Raw genomic sequence first — 16,164 nt, 5'->3', positions numbered from 1 at the left:
TTAATTGACGTGAAATCCACTGCTGGCGGCGATTGGGTGTGGGCTTTCCTCCAAGCGTACTTTAGACCTGGCTTCATTCTATTCACAACGCATAATGTGCTGTCCAGGTGCATGATTTAAGCGTAAACTGCCTAAACTCCGCCCTGAATGCTGAGTTGCCTGGGCTACAGGCATAAAGGCCAAATCTGATGTTGTTCTCGGCTTGTAAGGGTGGGTTGACTCCGTCCATTGCTTCTGTTGTTTGGCCTAGTGAATGCAAGTGAAAAATCCGCATTTGAGTAAAGCTGCTTCCATTTAGTGAGTATTCGATCAAGAAATCCGGGCCTCGGCGACTAAGGCGATACCAGATCTCGGAAAGACTGCTGATGTCTGCTGTTGACCAGTCCGAATAGCCATGGTTGGTGACAACACAGCCAACCCTGGAAAAGTTGGCGTTCTCGTATTCAATGGAAGATTTGAACCAATGATCTTGATTGATATAGACAATCAAGCCGCATTGATCAAATTGTTGTCGGTATTGAAAGTTTGCTTTGGATGTGAATGTGAAATTCTGATTGGACTTGAAGAGCAGCGCTGGGGCATTATTATTTCTGAAACCATAGTAAGTCCTCTGCCACAAGTCTGTGTTGGGCTCCGTCGTGATCCCGACGCTGGCGTGTGTCACTGTGTATTGTTTTGGCATGTTCATCCATTCTCCTGAAGCCAAATCCAGGTCCAGCATGAGGCCGCTACTGAGGGACTGCAACAGGTGATTCAGGCCCCGATCGCTGAATTCGGAAAGCAGACAGGGGCGTGGAAGCAGACAGGGGCGTGGAAGCAGACAATGGTATGGAAGTGGGCCATGGCAGTGAGTGTTCGGATCCGCAAAGGGACAACTTCTTGGGGAGGCTGGTTAGCTGCCAGTCTAGGTCACCGAGCTGATCAGAAGCACGACCTCTTTGGTTTCAAACTTATCCTGCAGGTGGATCTCAACAGGATCATCACTGTTGCTTGCTGGCACCGCTCGGAATAGCTTCTAGCCGGCCTTTGTACTGCACGAAGTCTTCTTGATCGAGTTGATCAGCGGTTGGCATCAGTCGACTTGGATGTCAACCACGGCGCCAGCATCGAATCGTTCTTGATCCTTCCAGTGGTGCTGTCTGCCAGGCGATCTTTGGGTTTCAGCAGATGCACTCACCGAATGTCGCAATGCCCCACCCGATTCGCACACCATGGCCATTGACACAGGCTGGGGCCTGATGCCTCGAAGCCACCAAGTGCTCCCTTGGCGTTGGTCGCATGACCTGGCTCCCAGCGCCCGGCACGAAAAGCCCCCGGGACCAACCGGGGGCTCAGTGTTCTCAGACCTGTTGCAGATCCCGGCTCTTGCTGCCTGGGGCTATGGGGAAGTCTCGGGCAGTCAACCCTCCACTTTCACCGACACGCTGGTGTGTTGCGGGGCCTTGGGCGCCGTCACGGTGAGCACGCCGTCGCGGTACACGGCACTGATCCGCTGGGGATCAATCGGGTTTGCGAAGCGGAAGCTGCGGCTCCAGGTGCCGTAGCGGAACTCGCTGATCAGGGGTTGCCGCTGCGTCTGGGCCGCCGAGTCCAGCGTGGAGCGGCGTTCGGCACTGATCTGCAGGGTGCGCTCGGTGGCCTTCACATCGATGGCGTTGCGGTCAACCCCAGGGAGTTCCAGGCTGATCGTATAGGCCTCGGCGGTGTCATGCACTTCAGCGGCGGGCACACGCCCGGCCTCCTGACGTTGCTGGGAGAGCTGTTCATCGAGCCGATCGAACAGTTCAAAGGGAGAAGTGGTGCGCAGATTGAGCATGGTTCTGGTGGCGAAGTTGCTGGTGTGCGGGGTCTCATCGCCCCCGTGCAACAACCATCGCCCAGCTGGGCCGATGCTGGGATGGGGTGAACCGAACGATCTGATTCGGCCCCCACGACAACAGTCGGTTCACCCCCAGGCTGCGGGTGGAGAACCGAATCATGGCGTCTTGCCGGGCCCTTCCACGGCTTGATCAGGCCATCATTCTGAGCAACAACAAAGCCCGGAGGGGAGCTCCGGGCCTGGGCTGCTGCCACCGCAGACCTTCCGATCGCAGTGGCAGCGTGTTGGTTTGGCGGAGCTGCTGGCGCTGGCACCTGGGGCCAGGTGTCCAAGGGGACATTCCGTTGGGATCCGGGGCACCTGGGGACATGGTCGAGGACAGGTCCGGTGAGCGATGCGGTGGATGGCGAAGGCTGGGGGTGGAGGGAGTGAGACTGCGAAGACAGCTTCACGGCCCTTCAGCCTGCGACAGGCCTGGAACGTCGGTGATCCGTTGAGAGTGTTGGAGCAGGGGCCGGATCGTCAGCGCGCTCCTGCTGTCTGCTGCGGGGGGGTGTCTTCCATCGGTGGAGCCTCCGAATCCCGATGGGTTGAGCTTGGTTCAGGTGTGCAGGTGCTGTCCATTGAGCCCCCGCAGCCGTCATGGGTCTTCACCGGCGGCCATAGTCCTTCATCAAGAAGGTTTTCAACCCGGCCCTGACCTCAGCCCAGGATCCTGGCGTCCTGGCTGCCAGCCCTCCACGCTCCCGGCCGCAGCCGCTCGCTGGCCCTGCAGCCCATCTGTCTAGGGTCTGGGCTCACCCGGCACTCCGTCTTCATGCAAGGTTCCATGCGTCCAGCCGGTGGAGGGGGGCTCGGCTCGGCCTTTCAGCTGATCATCGCGGGGGCTCTGGCCCTGCTGATCCTGGTGAGCCAGACCATCTTCATCGTTCCGGCGGGCACCGTGGCGGTGGTCACCACCCTGGGCAAGGTGACCGGTGGACAGCGCAATCCCGGAGCCAATTTCAAGGTTCCCCTGGTGCAGGCCATCTCCTTTTTCGACGTGCGCACCCAGGTGCGCCCTGAGCAGTTCTCCACCCTCACCAAAGACCTGCAGGTGATCGAGGCCACGGCCACCGTGAAGTACGCCGTGAAGCCCGTCGAGGCGGGACGGATCTTTGAGACGATCGCCACCGACAACTCCCAGATCTATGCCCGGGTGATCCAGCCTTCGCTGCTCAAGGCGCTGAAATCAGTGTTTTCCCAGTACGAACTGGTGACGATCGCCACCGAGTGGAACAGCATCTCCGAGCTGGTTCAGGACAAGGTGGCCGGGGAACTCAGCAAGTTCAACTACGTGATCGTGCAGGGCCTTGACCTCACCGGTCTGCAGATCGCCGAGGAATACCGGGCTGCGATCGAGCAGAAGCAGATCGCTGAACAGCAACTGCTGCGCGCCCAGACGGAAGTGAAGATCGCCGACCAGGAGGCCAAGCGCTACGAGATCCTCAACCAGAGCCTCGATGACCAGGTGCTCTACAAACTCTTCCTCGACAAGTGGGACGGCCAGACCTCCGTGGTGCCCGCCCTGCCGGGACTGGCGGGCGGCAGCCCCTCAGTGATCGTCAACGGCCGTCGCTGAGGGCGGAGCAGCGCTCATGACCGGCCTGCTGGCCCTTTTGGCCTACGTGGTGCTCAAGGGCCTGGAGAGCACGGTGGTGCGTGGTCTGCAGCTGCAGGGCGCCGCCCATCCGATCGACGGCGCCAACCCGATCAGTGCCTGCAACCTCTTTTTCTTCGCCCTGGTGGTGGTGGGGGTGAGCAGCGTGGCCATCGACCGGCGGGCGATCCGCCGCCAGTTGCCCCGGCTGAGCCCGGGGCAACTGCGCTGGCTGGGGCTGGACATGCTGGCCGGGAGCCTGGTGGGGCCGTTCGGCAGTTACGTGGCGATCGAGGCCCTGGCGGTGATCGAGAAGACGCTGCTGTTCAGCCTGGTGCTGCCGGCTTCGGCGCTGCTGTCCCTGCTGTGGCTGGGTGAACCGCTGCCGCGCCGCTTCTGGCTCACCAGTGGTCTGATTGCCGCTGGCCTGGCCCTGGCCTCCCTGGGCTCGGGCATGCCGATGGCCAGCGGCCGTCTGGCTGGGCTGGGCTGGGGCCTGGCGGGGGTGGTCGGCTTCTCCTGCAGCGCCGTGACGGCCCGCCGGCTCGGCTGCGAGGGCCTGGGGATCGGCCTCACCACCGGCCTGCCCTCCCTGGTGGCGGCCCTGCTGTTTCTGGTGCTGGGCCTGGTGCTGTATGGGCCGGAGCACTTCATGCACCTGCAGCTCTGGTGGGTGGCGGGGGTGATCGGCCTCTACGCCATCACCCTGGTGCTGGGCAGTGAGTGGAGCCTGCGCCTCTGTTACCAGCACTTCAGCGTGGCCCGCGTGGCGATCGTGGGATCCCTGACGATCGCTGTGGCGGTGCTCAGTGCGGCAGCCCTGCTGGGGGAGGCCGCGGGGCCGACGGTGCTGCTCGGCACGGGCGTCGTGGTGGGAGGCGTGATGCTGGCCAGTGGCGGCTGGCCGTCCCGCCAGGCCCAGCCGCCCAGGCCAAGGCCGCTGGCCTGATCCCGGCCTTTCGGGGCACGGCTGGTGCCGGGCATGGCCATCACTGCGATCATCAGAACTGATCAGAAATTCATTGACCCATAAGAAAACTGCCGGTTAACGTTCCGTCACCAACTCCAGGGCGTTCGCCTCTCCGCCTCAGCGCGGGCCGCGGATGTTCCGTTCTCTGAGCTGATTCAGTGATGACCAGCAGTACCGCCCAGCTCCCCGCCGAACGACCACCCACCGCCGCCGTCAAGCCCAGCTCCCCTGTTGCCCCGGAACCCCAGGTCCGATTGGCCTGGCATCAGCAGTTGCGCCGCGTTCAGATCGTGCAATCGCTGGAGGCGGTTCAGGACCTGATCGCCATCACCCTGTGCGTGGGCATCTTCTGTGTGATGGTGCTGCAGATGAAGGTGCTGTTCTCCTCTCTGTTGCAGGAACCCCAGTTCCACGCCATCACGGCAGACATCCTGTTCATCCTGATCCTGGTGGAGTTATTCCGCCTGCTGATCATCTATCTGCAGGAACAGCGGGTGTCGATCGGGGTGTCGGTGGAGATTGCGATCGTGTCGGTGCTGCGGGAAGTGATCGTGAATGGCGTGCTCGAAACCGACTGGCACCAGATTCTTGCGGTGTGCCTCTTCCTGATCACCATGGCGGTGCTGATGGTGGTGCGCGTCTGGCTGCCCGCCACCTTTGAGGGGGTGGATCCAGAGTCCAAGGTGTCGGCCCGCTTCAAGGCCGAGCTCAAGGCCCACTGACCCCAGCCCGCACCAGCACGGGCACCCGCTTGAAGGCCGGGGTGCCCGAGCGGGGATCCACCCGGGGGGTCATCAGCACGTTCACCTCCGGGTAGAACATCAGCGCCGCCCCCTCGCGGATCTCGCCGGGAATGATCTCCACGGCTTCCAGGCTGCCGGCCTCCCCCTGCACCGTCACCCGCTGGTGGGCCTCCAGGCCTGCGCGGGCCAGGTCGACCCGGTTCATCAGGATGGTGTTGCGGTGGGGCATGCCCCGGTAGGCATCGCCGGGTTTGTACACCACGGTGTTGTGCTGGGAGTAGCTGCGGGCGGTGATCAAGGCCAGCACCAGGCCCTTCTCGCGAGGGGCCAGGCCCCCGAAGTGATCGGGCCCCGGCAACGACAGCGCCGGCAGGGGCGTGGGCCGCATCCGCGCCCGCCCTGAGGGGGTGGGGAAGTGGGGCCTGTCGAACACCCGCCCCTCCACGCTGAATTCCCTGTTGGTGGAGTCGATGGCGGCGATCGGGCCGTAGCCCGGCACGGTGCGGGCGATCAGCTCGCGGATGTAGGCGGGATCCTGCAGACGGCCCCAGTCCACGGGCTCACTGCCCATCAGCCGCCGGGCCAGCTCTGCCAGGAAACCCACCTCGCTGATCAGATCGGCCTGCTTGAGGTGGGTGCTGCCGGGTTCGTTCAGCCGCACGAAGTTGTTGCCCGACTCGGTGGTGGTGCGGTGCGGCGTTTCGAAGCGGTTGAACACCGGCAGCAGCAGGGTGGTCTGGGCGGCGAGACCATGGAAATGGCCCTGGTTGGGCTTGGTGGCCAGATACATCACCGTGTCGATGCGGCCCAGGGCGCGGCGGGCCTGCTGCGAATCGGGATTGGCGCCCCAGAGGTTGCCCCCCAGGCAGAGCAGCGTGTCCACGGCCCCGCTGTCGGCGGCTTCGATCAGGGCGCGGGTGTCGTAGCCGGGCACCCGGCTGAGGGGGCGCCCCAGCAGGGCTTCGAGGGCCTCCTGCATCGCCGCCCGCAGCTTCACCGACACCCCCATCGAGCCGAAGCCCTGCACGTTGGAGTGGCCCCGGATCGGCATCGTGCCCGCCCCGGGCCGGCCGGCATTGCCGCTCAGCAGGGCGGTGTTGGCGATCGCCTGCACATTGGCGGTGCCGTTCACGTGGTGGGTGATGCCCATCGCCCAGGCGAACACCACGCCTCGGGCGCGGCTGATCATGGCGGCGGCCTGCTCGATCTCCTCGCGGCTGAGGCCGCAGCAGGCGCAGATCGCCTCCCAGGAGGTGGCCTGCAGCGGCTCCAGCACCGCCTGCCAGTTCTCGGTGTGGGCCTTGAGGAAGTCCCACTGGATCGAGCCGGCCTCCAGCAACGCCTTCTGGATGCCCAGGAACACCGCCGTGTCGCTGCCCGGCACCGGTTGCAGGAACAGCGAGGCGATCTCCGACCCCCGCAGCATCGACTTGATCGGAAAGGCGGGCGAGCCGAACTTGAGCAGTCCCACCTCCAGCACCGGGTTGATCACCAGCACCGAGCCGCCCCGCTCCCGCAGCCGGATCAGCTCATTCATCAGCCGCGGGTGGTTGGCCGGCGCGTTGGAGCCCACCAGCACCACACAGTCGGCCTGCTGCAGGCTCTCCAGGCTCACCATCGAGGTGCCCGAGCCGAACACCTCGGCCAGCCCCACGGTGGAGGGGGCGTGGCAGAGGTCGGAGCAGTCGGCCAGGTTGTTGGAGCCCCAGGCCCGCAGCAGCAGCTGCAGCAGGTAGGCGGCCTCGTTGGAGGAGCGGCCCGAGCTGTAGGAGGCCACCCGTTCCGGCGGGCGGCGGAAGGCGGCCTCCGCCAGCTCGAACACGTCGTCCCAGCCGAGCCGTTCGTAGTGGCTGCGGCCCTCGCGCAGGATCAAGGGGTGGCTGAGGCGGCCGAGGCGGTCGGCCTCCAGGGAGCTGAGCTGTTGCAGCTCCCGAAGGCTGCGCTGGCCGAACACGGCCTCGGGCACCGCCGGCTGCAGTTCGGCGCTGATCGCCTCCACGCTCTTGAGGCAGCGCTGCAGGGGTTCGCCCAGCTCGTCGCGGAAGCCGCCGTTCTGGCCGCCGGTGCCCCAGGCGCAGGAGAGGCAGGCGCTCTTGTGCAGCAGGGTCTGCCAGAGCAGGGGGCCCTTCGGCGAGAGGGTGGCCCTGGCCCAGCCGTCGATCACCGGCCAACCGCCGCCGACGCTGGGGGACCCGGGCTCGTCTGTCTTCACGACATTGCCTCTGGTGCCAATGGATTCAGCATGGCGCGCGCCGCTGCGGGCAGGCTGGCCCTGTGGCTGCCGGAACCTCCAGCGCGTTGGATCGACACATCCCCTAGGCGTTCAGCCGCCCCAACGGCATGATCGCCGTGCCCTCCAGCAGCCGATGACCGGCCCTCGCCGCTCCCCTGCCCAGAGCCTGCGCGCTGCGCTGGCCTGGTCGCTGACTCTGCTGCTGGCGGGTGGTGTGATCGGCCTGGTGGAGCTTCCCTACCAGTGGCTCTCGGAGCTGGGCTTTCGTTTGCAGCAGCTCTGGAGTGGCGGAGGGCTGGCGCAGCGGCCCTGGCTGCTGTTGCTGCCGCTGTTGGGCACAGGTCTGTTCCTGCCCCTGGCCTGGGGGCCGCTGGCGGCCGGCCGCGGCGGCGGCATCACCGGCGTGCTGGTGCTGCAGGACGCCGTCGGGGAGGAGGAGCGCCAAAGGGCCAGCGCCAGCCTTGATCTGAAGCATCAGCTGGCACGCCTGCCGCTGGTGGCCCTCACCCATCTGGCCGGCCTCAGCGTGGGAACGGAATCGCCCTCTGCGGCCCTGGGGGCCTCGACGCTGCTGGCCCTGCGCCAGCGCTTGCCCTTGCTGCGCCAGGTGCCCCTGGCCCTGCTGGCCGCCATCGGCGGCGGCGCCGGCCTCGGGGCGGCGTTTCGCTCGCCACTGCTGGGGGCCGCCTATGCCCTGGAAGAACTCAGCGCCGTGCATGGCCTGCCGCTGGTGGTGCCCACCCTGATCCTCGCCGGCATCGGCGGCGCGCTCAATTCACGGCTGGGCCAGCCGGCCCGGCTGGCGGAGGGGATGGGGGCGGCTCTGGAGTTCCGTCTGCTGCCGCTGGCGCTGCTGATCACCGTGATCACAGCGTTGCTGGGGGTGCTGCTGGTGCGGCTGCTGCTTCCCCTGGCGGGAGAGCTGGCCCGGCAGCTGCGGGGCCGCTCCGCCTGGCTCAGCGGCCTTGGCGTTGTGCTGGCCCTGGCACTGCTGGCCGTGCTCAGCGGTGGCCTCAGCCTCAACGACGGCTCGCTGGTGCTGGGACCTGCCCTGGCCGGTGCCCCCACAACGGCATGGTGGGGGGGCCTGCCGAGGTTGCTTGGGCCACTGCTGAGCATCGCCATCGGAGCCCCCGGCGGCCTCATGCACGATTCGATGAGCCTCGGGGCCGTGCTGGTGACGCCCTGGCTGGGCGGTCTGCCGCCGCAGCAACAGGCGGCCCTGGCGGGGGTGGCGGCCGCCGCCCTGTTCAGCGGCGCCTGCCGCACACCGCTGTTCTGCGCCCTGTTCGTGTTCACCCTTCAGGGCAATGGGGCCCTGCTGCCCTGGCTGCTCACGGCCTCGGCGATTGCCGCCGCCCTGGGCCGCTGGCTGGGCGGCCCCAGCTGGAACGAGGCGCAGAGGGCAGCCTTCCGCGCCCCCTGAGCCGGCAACCGTTCAGGCGATGGGCACCAGCACCCGGGCAAAGCCCAGGGCCAGCCCGATCTGGCGCAGGGGCAGCCCCAGCACGGTGGAGGCCAGCTCGATGGCGAGGGTGAGGATCACGGTGGAGCAGGTGGGCGGGGCTCAGAAGCAGAAGGGCAGCAGGTTGGTCCTGCAGGCCGCATAGCCATCCACCAGGGCGCCGAGGCCGATCTGGTGGGCGATGCCGAAGCCGGTGAGCCCTTCCACCACCACGCCGATCACCAGCCCCACCATGGCGGCCCGGCCGTTGAAGCGCTCGGCGTTCTGCAGCTGCTCGAGGTGCCGTTGCTGCAGCTCCTGGCTGTCAAGGGATGCGGGGCGCTGGCCGGCGGAACTGGAGGTCATGGCGTTTCGTAAAGCAATGCAACGAAACGTAACACGCTGTTCTCATGGGCCGTCCCCTTGGCCGGCTGGAGGGGTCCATTACGGTCGACCCAGCGACGGCACTCCGATGGGCCTGTTGGTGGAGGGTGTGTGGCGCGACCAGTGGTACGACACGAGCCAGAGCGGCGGGCGCTTCGAGCGTTCCCGCGCGGCGTTCCGCCACTGGATCACCCCCGATGGCCAGGCCGGCCCCTCCGGCCAGGCCGGTTTTGAGGCCGAGCCAGGCCGCTACCACCTCTATGTGTCGCTGGCCTGCCCCTGGGCCCACCGCACCCTGATCGTCCGTGCCCTCAAGGGTCTCGAGACGCTCATTCCTGTGTCGGTGGTGCACTGGTTCATGGGGGATCAGGGCTGGACCTTCAACCCAGGCGAGGGCGTGGTGGGCGACCCGAATGAGGGGGCCCAGGTGCTGCACCAGCTCTACACCCTGGCTGATTCCAGCTATAGCGGCAGGGTCACCGTTCCCGTGCTGTGGGACAAGCAGCAGCGCACGATCGTGAGCAATGAATCATCTGAAATCATTCGGATGTTCAACTCCAGCTTTGATCAGCTCGGTGCCCTGCCGGGTGATTTCTATCCCCACTCACTGCGGCAGGAGATTGATGCCATCAATGATCAGGTGTACCGGCAGGTGAATAACGGCGTGTATCGCTGTGGTTTCGCCACCACCCAGCAGGCCTATGAAGAAGCCCTGCAGCTCCTGTTCGCCCTGTTGGATCAGCTGGAGCAGCGTCTTTCAGGCCAGCGCTATCTCGTGGGGGAGGTGATCACCGAGGCGGACTGGCGCCTGTTCACCACCCTGCTTCGCTTTGATCCGGTGTATGTGGGTCACTTCAAGTGCAACCTGCGGCGGCTGGTGGACTATCCCCAGCTCTGGGCCTACAGCCGTGAGCTCTATCAAGTGCCGGGGGTGGCCGAAACGGTGAATTTCAATCACATCAAGCGCCACTATTACCAGAGCCACGCCACCATCAATCCCACCGGGGTGGTGCCCCTGGGGCCTGATCTGGATTGGCTGGAGCCCCACGGGCGCGGCTAGGGGAGGATCGCCCCGCCCCTGGCCTGAAGCCGCTGGGCGTAGGTGGCGTCTTCGGTGCCGAAGACCCTGTCCCACAGGGTGAAGTAGAGCCCGTAGTGCAAGCCCTGGCGACGGTGGTGGATCGAGTGGTGGGCCGGGCCGATCAGCCAGCGCCCCAGCCAGTGGTGCGGAAAGCGCAACGGCAGGTGATCGAGGCCGAGGTGGTTCACGATCGCCCAGATGGTCATGGTGGTGAGCACCGCCAGCAGCGTCACCGGGTGCAGGGGCAGCAGCATCACCACCGCCACCAGAAACAGCGCCTGAACGGCCGCTTCCAGGGGGTCAAAGGCAAAGGACGTCCAGGGGGTGGGCTGGCGGCTGCGGTGATGGCCCTGGTGGAACCAGGGGTAGAGGGCGGGGTGATGGAAGAGCCGGTGGCTGGCGTAGAAGAAGGCGTCCTGCAGGATCAGCACGGCGCCATAGCTGAGCCCGAGATACCACCAGCCGTACTGCTGCGGTTGGCTATAGAGCCGGGTGAGCCCCATGGTCTGCAGTGTGATCAACCCCGCCGTCGCCAGGGCAAACACGCCGGCCGAGAGCACAGAGAGGTAAATGTCACGGCGGATTCCATCGCCGACCTGCTCGGAGCGCGCGTACAGCAGCCACCAGGAGACACCGGCCATCACGAAATAACGAATCAGAATGATGGCAAAGATGCTGAATCCGTAAAAGACCAGAGAGTGATCAGCGAGGCGTGCTGTGAGGGCTTCTGCTTGGCTCAGTGGCGTGGTCATGGTGTCCTATTTCCCCTTCCTCGAGCCCTGACCATCCTAGGTGGGTTTTTGGTTTTTGAGCTGTCCTGCGACCACTGAGGCACAGGTGTCTTTGGACTCAACGTCGGGCTGGTGTAGCGCTGGTCCTGACATCCATGAAGCCGTTGCACGGTGCCACCCTTGGCCTTGGACGGTCCCCGCTCTGCTCCTGATGTTTTCCTCAGGATGCTGTCGGTTGGTCGCGATACGGCGATTGCGATTGCACTTCAGGGCCTCACGATGGCAGCGCGGAGGTGGGCCTATCACAGCCTTGGTTAAGCCGGGCCGGGTCTGAGCAGACTGGGCTCTGAATCCGCTCTCCGCCGTGGACTGTCCTCTGCTCCTGCGCGCCGAAGGGCTACAGCGCCAGCTGGGCGATCGACGGCTCTGGAGCCGGCTGGATCTGGAGCTGGCCGCCGGCGAGCGCCTGGGGCTGCTGGGGCCTTCTGGGGCGGGCAAGACGCTGTTGCTGCGAGCGATGGCCCTGCTGGATCCGCTTCAGGCAGGCTCGATCCGCCTGCAGGGGCGATCGCCGCAGGGCTGGGGACTGCCCCGCTGGCGTTCGCTGGTGCTCTACCTCGCCCAGCGGCCTGTCGCCCACGCGGGCACGGTGGAGGCCAACCTGCGCAGCCCCTGGCGTTTTCATGAGCGGCGGCGCCAGGCTGGCTGGAGGCCCGGGCGCATCACCTCCTGGTTGGCGGCCCTGGGCCGCGATCCTTCCTTTCTGAATTACGACGCCGAGAGGCTCTCTGGCGGCGAGCTGCAGCTGTTGGCGCTGCTGCGGGCCCTGCAGTTCGACCCCAGCGTGTTGCTGCTGGATGAACCCACGGCCTCCCTCGATGGCACCACCACCAACGCCGTCGAGACCCTGCTGATCAGCTGGCTGGCCGCAGGCCCCCGGGCGCTGCTGTTCACCAGCCATGACGGCGACCAGGTTCAGCGCCTGGCGACCCGCACCCTGGAGCTGCAGCCATGACCCCATCGGAGGCCGGAGCCCTGGCGATCAGCGATGGCCGTCTGGCGCTGTCGGCCCTGCTGATCCTGGTGAATGTGGGCCTGTCGCTGGCGCTGCGCCTGGGCCTGGCTCGCAGCCTGCTGGTGGCCTCCGTGCGGATGGTGGTGCAGTTGCTGCTGGTGGGCTCGGTGCTCGAGTGGCTGTTTCGCCAGGACAATGCCCCGCTGATCGTGCTGCTGGGGGCGGCGATGGCGATGATCGCCGGGATCTCGGCGGTGCAGCGCACCCGGCGCCGCTTCGTGGGGATCTATCTCAACAGCCTGCTGTCGGTGCTGGCGGCCTCGGCCCTGGTCACGGGGCTGGCGGTGGCGGGGCTGATCCAACCCCAGCCCTGGTACAACCCCCAGTACCTGATTCCCCTGCTGGGCATGGTGCTGGGCAATGCGCTCAACGGCATCTCCCTCGGCCTCGATCGCTTCATGGAGGGCCTGGGCAGCGGGCGCGATCGGGTGGAGACGGCCCTGGCCCTTGGTGCCACGCGCTGGGAGGCCTGTCAGGAGGTGGTGCGTGATGCCATCCGCGTGGCGATGATTCCCACGATCAATTCCATGATGGTGATGGGGCTGGTGAGTCTGCCGGGGATGATGACCGGCCAGATTCTCCAGGGAGCGGCGCCCGCAGCGGCCGTGCGCTACCAGATTGTGATCCTGTTCATGGTGGCTTCTGCCACGGCCCTGGGCGTGTTTGGCGTCGTCGCCCTGGCCTATGGGCGGCTCACCAGCCCGGAGCACCAGTTGCGCCTCGACCGGCTGGTGACGGTGGGCGATTAGAGGGCGATGGCGGCGCCTGAGTTCTGGCGATGGAGTCTCGGCAGAGTCAGCCCGGCCACAAATCAGCCCGGCCACAAAAACGTATTGAAGTAGCGCGTGCCGATGCTGTTCTGATAGCCCAGGGTGTTTTGCTCTGACAAGCTCACAACGGCGCCCAGTCGGTCGGCCGTTTTGACGCATTGCTGGAACGTCTGGGCTGTGTAGCATTGAACATCGAGCTGATTGCATCCCCTGGGAGGCACCAGGCCAACCTGGAAGGGCTGGATGCTGCAGAAGATCGGTTTGGTGTAGAGCTGGCGAAGCCGATAGAAATCGTAGAGCGTGTAATTCGCAAAAAAGTGATCATCCACCTGAATGCCATCGCCGTGGCGTGCTTCATGCAACAGGTCGGGCACGCTCAGGGAGCGGTATTGGGGCGATTGAACCCACACCACCGGCATCAATCCCTGCTGGCGGGCCTCCCGGGCTACCTGCTGTTGCGTGGCATCAGAGACCTTGCGGTAGTCGAGAAAGACCACGCGATAGCGCACGGCTCGAATCCGAGCCATCAGCTCGCCCATCCTGTTGGTGGAGCTGTAATACCAGATCTGGGGCTGCGACAGCCATGTGCCGTTGGGTGCTGCCGTCGCCAGCAGCGGCGCCAGGGCCAGGGCGAAGATCGAAGCCTGGCAGGCGAGGCATCGGAACTGGCGGAACAGCTGCAGCGACATGGACAAGATCTCGTTGCTCCGCTTTCGGTGAAGACGCGTGGTGGGTGTTGTGCTGCGTGTCGTGCTGAGTCTGCAAATCATCGCCTTTGACCTCTCCATCACTCCAGCCTTTCCCAGAACTGCCAGGTTCCTCCGAACCTGTCATGAAGGCTCTCGACGTAGGTGGCGTGGTCTGGGTGCCCCTGCCAGTAGTCGATGTGGGCCGCCAGCTGGTCGCAGCTGCGCAGCTGCTCGGCGGCGTAGCGGTAGCGCTTGTTGCGGCCCATCTCCAGCGCGAACACCACCAGCGGCCGTAGCAGCAGCGTGGCCGCGAGGGGATGCTGTGCACCTAGGCGCTCGGCGGCGGCGCAGTGAATCGTGTAAGCCTCCCCATCCCACTCGCGTGCATGAGCCAATACATGGCGGGCTGCGCGGGAGATGGCCGGCCATGCCACCAGGAACTGCAGCCCCCGCAGGCTCTCCGGATGCTGCCCGGCCAGCTGCAGGGCCCGCTCCTCCGCCTCCACATCCTCAAAGTCGTTCAGGCGCTGCAGGTACTCGCGCAGGTGGGGGATCGAGAGGCTGTGGCTGAACCACTGCCAGCGCATCTCCTGGGCTTCCGCCCGGCGATTGAGGGCCTCAAGCACGGCGATGCGGCTGTCGTGCCACGCCGACTCCTCGAGATCTGCGACCTCTTCCGTGGCTGCATCGAGAATCTGCAGGGCTTGCTCCGCCCGCTCGCACCTCAGCAGCTGCTGGGCCACGCCGGCGGCGATGTCGCGCCAGCGCAGATCCTCAGCATCGAACTGGGCCAGGTAGCCCTCCACATCCCCCCGGGCCAGAGCGATCTGGAGCAGGTGTGTGTCGCCGTCGCGGCTGCCACGCTGGCGGCAACTGCTCTCCAGCAGCTTCAGGCCCCTTTTGCCAAGGGCCTCGGTGAGTGCCGGCACCAGCGCATCGAACTGCTCATGGCCGTTCTCGGCCAGCAGCTCGGCAACCTGCTCCACCAGGGCTTCCGGCTGCAGCTGGGCGGCCTGGGCCAGCGGCCCGAGCTGCTTGGCGGCCCGCTCGAACACGGCGACCACCGTGCTGGTGTTGCCTGTGCAGCGCTGCAGCACCCCTTCGGCGAGTTCCAGCAAACGGAGCAGGAGATCGCAGGCCAGCTTCGGGTCAGCGGTTGCGATCGGGCCGCTGATCGCCTGGAGCTGAGCTTCCAGCTCACTCACCAGGGCCTTGCGCCTGCGCGAGTCCACCAAGCTGCTGGCCCGATCCATGGCGCTCAGACGTTTGCGCACGTCCTGAGCGGCGGCGGCGCTCCCCTCGGCGGCGGCCAGGGCCAGCCGCAGCCGCCTCTGGATCACGGCGTTGCCACCGCTCACCTCGATCAGCAGCTCCGCCAGGACGGCAGCCCCCAGGGCTTCCAGGTTGCTGGCCTTGAGGGTGCGCTTGCTGGCCACTGGACTACGGCAGGGCGGGGGTTCAGAAACAGGCGCGATCCAGCTGCTGCCCAGGCTCCACGCTCAGCCTGCTGTTGGGCCCAACGACGATCTCGATCCGGTCATCATCCTGCAGGCCGGCCTGGCGCAGGCGATCGGTGGAGTGGTGAGTGGGTTGGACTGCGCCCGAGGCGCCTGCTTGGCCGCGCTCTGTCCAAATTTAGAGGCTGAAAGCTACGCCAGGCTGGAATGGTGCAGTACTGGAGATGCCGCTGGCTTCAGCAGGCTCTGGGTGCGTTGATGTTGTCTTCTGCTGGTTTGCAGAACGCACCTTCTGGTTCGATAGGCCGGCAGAACGGCAAACGGATACCAGCTGAGGAGGTGGCAGCCAGCATGCCAATTTCCGCTTCAGCTCAAGGCAGCTGATCCGTGAGTTGCTGCAAACCCCCGGTGGCCTGCCCCGCTTCTTGCAAGAGCTCCTCCCAGTCATCTGGCGGATGGCCGCTGGTCAGCATGGACTGGAACACCTGATAGGCATCGGTCTTGCTGCCGTAGGCGCGTTTGGTGCCGGTGTCGTTCACCCAGCCCAGCACGATCAGCCGTGAGCGGGTGTGAAAATGGAAGAACAAGTGGTATTGCTGAAAGAACCTGGCCCGTCGCCAGTGGCGATGCTCAGCCCCGAGCGTGGATCCCTGCTGGTACTCCTTGCGGCTGGGATCCCGGGGAATGTTCTGGAGCATCAGGCGGGCGATGGCCGCAAGGCGGTTGCTGGCGTTCTTGCTGCCGTATCCCGGCGGGTCTTTGCGGCGTAGCTTCTCCACATCTGCGAGCAACGACTCCAGCTGATCGAGAAACAACGGGTGCGCATAGACCCTCCACCCGTTGATCACCGCGGGCGATCCTGCAGCGGTGCCCACCGTCAGGCGGGCTCGTCGCTGGCGATGTCGTCGTCGTCGGGAAGCACTTGATCGATGTCTACATCGATGGCACCCACCAGATCCTGCAAGCGGCTGACCAGATCAGCGGTGATGGGCCGCAAGCGCTCTGGATGCTGGCTGATGTCCTGCTTCAGCAGGGCCAGAAAGGGGGCCAACGCCGGATCGTCGACTTCTACCGCCGGGCTGACGCGCTGCAGCACTGATGTGGACCCCGGAAACCGGTCCAGGGTGAA

At 65.6% G+C, this 16,164-nt stretch carries 16 protein-coding genes; 7 read left to right on the top strand and 9 right to left on the bottom strand.

Going from position 1 to position 16,164, the window contains the following annotated elements; genetic code table 11:
- Positions 1-82: 82 nt before the first annotated feature.
- Both CyaNS01_RS08735 and CyaNS01_RS08730 read right to left on the bottom strand, forming a co-directional pair.
- Complete coding sequence (locus tag CyaNS01_RS08735) at positions 83-745, bottom strand: DUF1349 domain-containing protein (RefSeq protein ID WP_222934177.1); 663 nt, start codon at positions 743-745, stop codon at positions 83-85.
- 654 nt (positions 746-1,399) lie between these two features.
- Positions 1,400-1,816, bottom strand: coding sequence for an Hsp20/alpha crystallin family protein (locus tag CyaNS01_RS08730; RefSeq protein ID WP_186696748.1), 417 nt, complete (start codon positions 1,814-1,816; stop codon positions 1,400-1,402).
- A gap of 832 nt (positions 1,817-2,648) precedes the next feature.
- Here CyaNS01_RS08730 and CyaNS01_RS08725 point away from each other — a divergent pair.
- From CyaNS01_RS08725 to CyaNS01_RS08715, 3 genes are all read left to right on the top strand, one after another.
- Positions 2,649-3,440 (top strand): prohibitin family protein, encoded by a 792-nt coding sequence (locus CyaNS01_RS08725; RefSeq protein WP_225875596.1) that lies wholly within the window; start codon positions 2,649-2,651, stop codon positions 3,438-3,440.
- 16 nt (positions 3,441-3,456) lie between these two features.
- A complete protein-coding gene (locus CyaNS01_RS08720) occupies positions 3,457-4,407 on the top strand; it encodes a hypothetical protein (RefSeq protein ID WP_186696746.1) in 951 nt (316 codons plus the stop codon).
- Between the two features lie 182 nt (positions 4,408-4,589).
- Positions 4,590-5,150, top strand: a complete 561-nt coding sequence (locus CyaNS01_RS08715; protein ID WP_186696745.1) for a phosphate-starvation-inducible PsiE family protein — start codon at positions 4,590-4,592, stop codon at positions 5,148-5,150.
- Here the strand turns inward: CyaNS01_RS08715 and CyaNS01_RS08710 are convergent.
- Positions 5,137-7,383 (bottom strand): FdhF/YdeP family oxidoreductase, encoded by a 2,247-nt coding sequence (locus CyaNS01_RS08710; RefSeq protein ID WP_186696744.1) that lies wholly within the window; start codon positions 7,381-7,383, stop codon positions 5,137-5,139. The genes CyaNS01_RS08715 and CyaNS01_RS08710 overlap by 14 nt on opposite strands.
- 154 nt (positions 7,384-7,537) lie before the next feature.
- Here CyaNS01_RS08710 and CyaNS01_RS08705 point away from each other — a divergent pair, with 154 nt between their 5' ends.
- Entirely contained in the window at positions 7,538-8,830 is a 1,293-nt protein-coding gene (locus CyaNS01_RS08705) for a chloride channel protein (protein WP_186696743.1), read from the top strand.
- A 141-nt stretch (positions 8,831-8,971) separates the two neighbouring features.
- Here the strand turns inward: CyaNS01_RS08705 and CyaNS01_RS08700 are convergent, their stop codons facing one another.
- A complete protein-coding gene (locus CyaNS01_RS08700; RefSeq protein WP_186696742.1) occupies positions 8,972-9,214 on the bottom strand; it encodes a chlorophyll a/b-binding protein in 243 nt (80 codons plus the stop codon).
- A 106-nt stretch (positions 9,215-9,320) separates the two neighbouring features.
- On the opposite strand from CyaNS01_RS08700, the gene CyaNS01_RS08695 reads away from it, so the two are divergent.
- The gene (locus CyaNS01_RS08695; protein WP_186696741.1) at positions 9,321-10,292 is read left to right on the top strand and encodes a glutathione S-transferase family protein; all 972 of its coding nucleotides are present in this window, start codon (positions 9,321-9,323) and stop codon (positions 10,290-10,292) included.
- Here CyaNS01_RS08695 and CyaNS01_RS08690 read toward each other — a convergent pair.
- Positions 10,289-10,954 carry a sterol desaturase family protein gene (locus CyaNS01_RS08690; RefSeq protein WP_228008962.1) on the bottom strand — a complete coding sequence of 222 codons (666 nt, stop codon included), beginning with the start codon at positions 10,952-10,954 and terminating at the stop codon, positions 10,289-10,291. The genes CyaNS01_RS08695 and CyaNS01_RS08690 overlap by 4 nt on opposite strands.
- Before the next feature lie 454 nt (positions 10,955-11,408).
- Between CyaNS01_RS08690 and CyaNS01_RS08685 the strand changes: the two genes are divergently transcribed.
- Entirely contained in the window at positions 11,409-12,059 is a 651-nt protein-coding gene (locus CyaNS01_RS08685) for an ATP-binding cassette domain-containing protein (protein WP_186696739.1), read from the top strand.
- The gene (fetB, locus tag CyaNS01_RS08680) at positions 12,056-12,868 is read left to right on the top strand and encodes an iron export ABC transporter permease subunit FetB (RefSeq protein WP_186696738.1); all 813 of its coding nucleotides are present in this window, start codon (positions 12,056-12,058) and stop codon (positions 12,866-12,868) included. The genes CyaNS01_RS08685 and fetB overlap by 4 nt, the downstream gene beginning before the upstream one ends.
- A gap of 62 nt (positions 12,869-12,930) precedes the next feature.
- Here fetB and CyaNS01_RS08675 read toward each other — a convergent pair whose 3' ends face one another.
- The 4 genes from CyaNS01_RS08675 to CyaNS01_RS08660 all read right to left on the bottom strand — a co-directional run bounded on the left by CyaNS01_RS08675 (position 12,931) and on the right by CyaNS01_RS08660 (position 16,131).
- Positions 12,931-13,578 (bottom strand): hypothetical protein, encoded by a 648-nt coding sequence (locus tag CyaNS01_RS08675; protein ID WP_186696737.1) that lies wholly within the window; start codon positions 13,576-13,578, stop codon positions 12,931-12,933.
- 98 nt (positions 13,579-13,676) lie between these two features.
- The gene (locus CyaNS01_RS08670; protein ID WP_186696736.1) at positions 13,677-15,014 is read right to left on the bottom strand and encodes a DUF6880 family protein; all 1,338 of its coding nucleotides are present in this window, start codon (positions 15,012-15,014) and stop codon (positions 13,677-13,679) included.
- Between the two features lie 392 nt (positions 15,015-15,406).
- Positions 15,407-15,910: a type II toxin-antitoxin system YhaV family toxin gene (locus CyaNS01_RS08665; protein ID WP_186696735.1), complete on the bottom strand. Its 504-nt coding sequence runs from the start codon at positions 15,908-15,910 to the stop codon at positions 15,407-15,409.
- A gap of 2 nt (positions 15,911-15,912) precedes the next feature.
- Entirely contained in the window at positions 15,913-16,131 is a 219-nt protein-coding gene (locus tag CyaNS01_RS08660) for a type II toxin-antitoxin system PrlF family antitoxin (protein ID WP_186696734.1), read from the bottom strand.
- Between the last annotated feature and the right edge of the window lie 33 nt (positions 16,132-16,164).

This window comes from Cyanobium sp. NS01 (genome assembly GCF_014280235.1).
GTDB lineage: Bacteria > Cyanobacteriota > Cyanobacteriia > PCC-6307 > Cyanobiaceae > NIES-981.
This window is presented reverse-complemented; position numbering and strand designations above follow the sequence as displayed.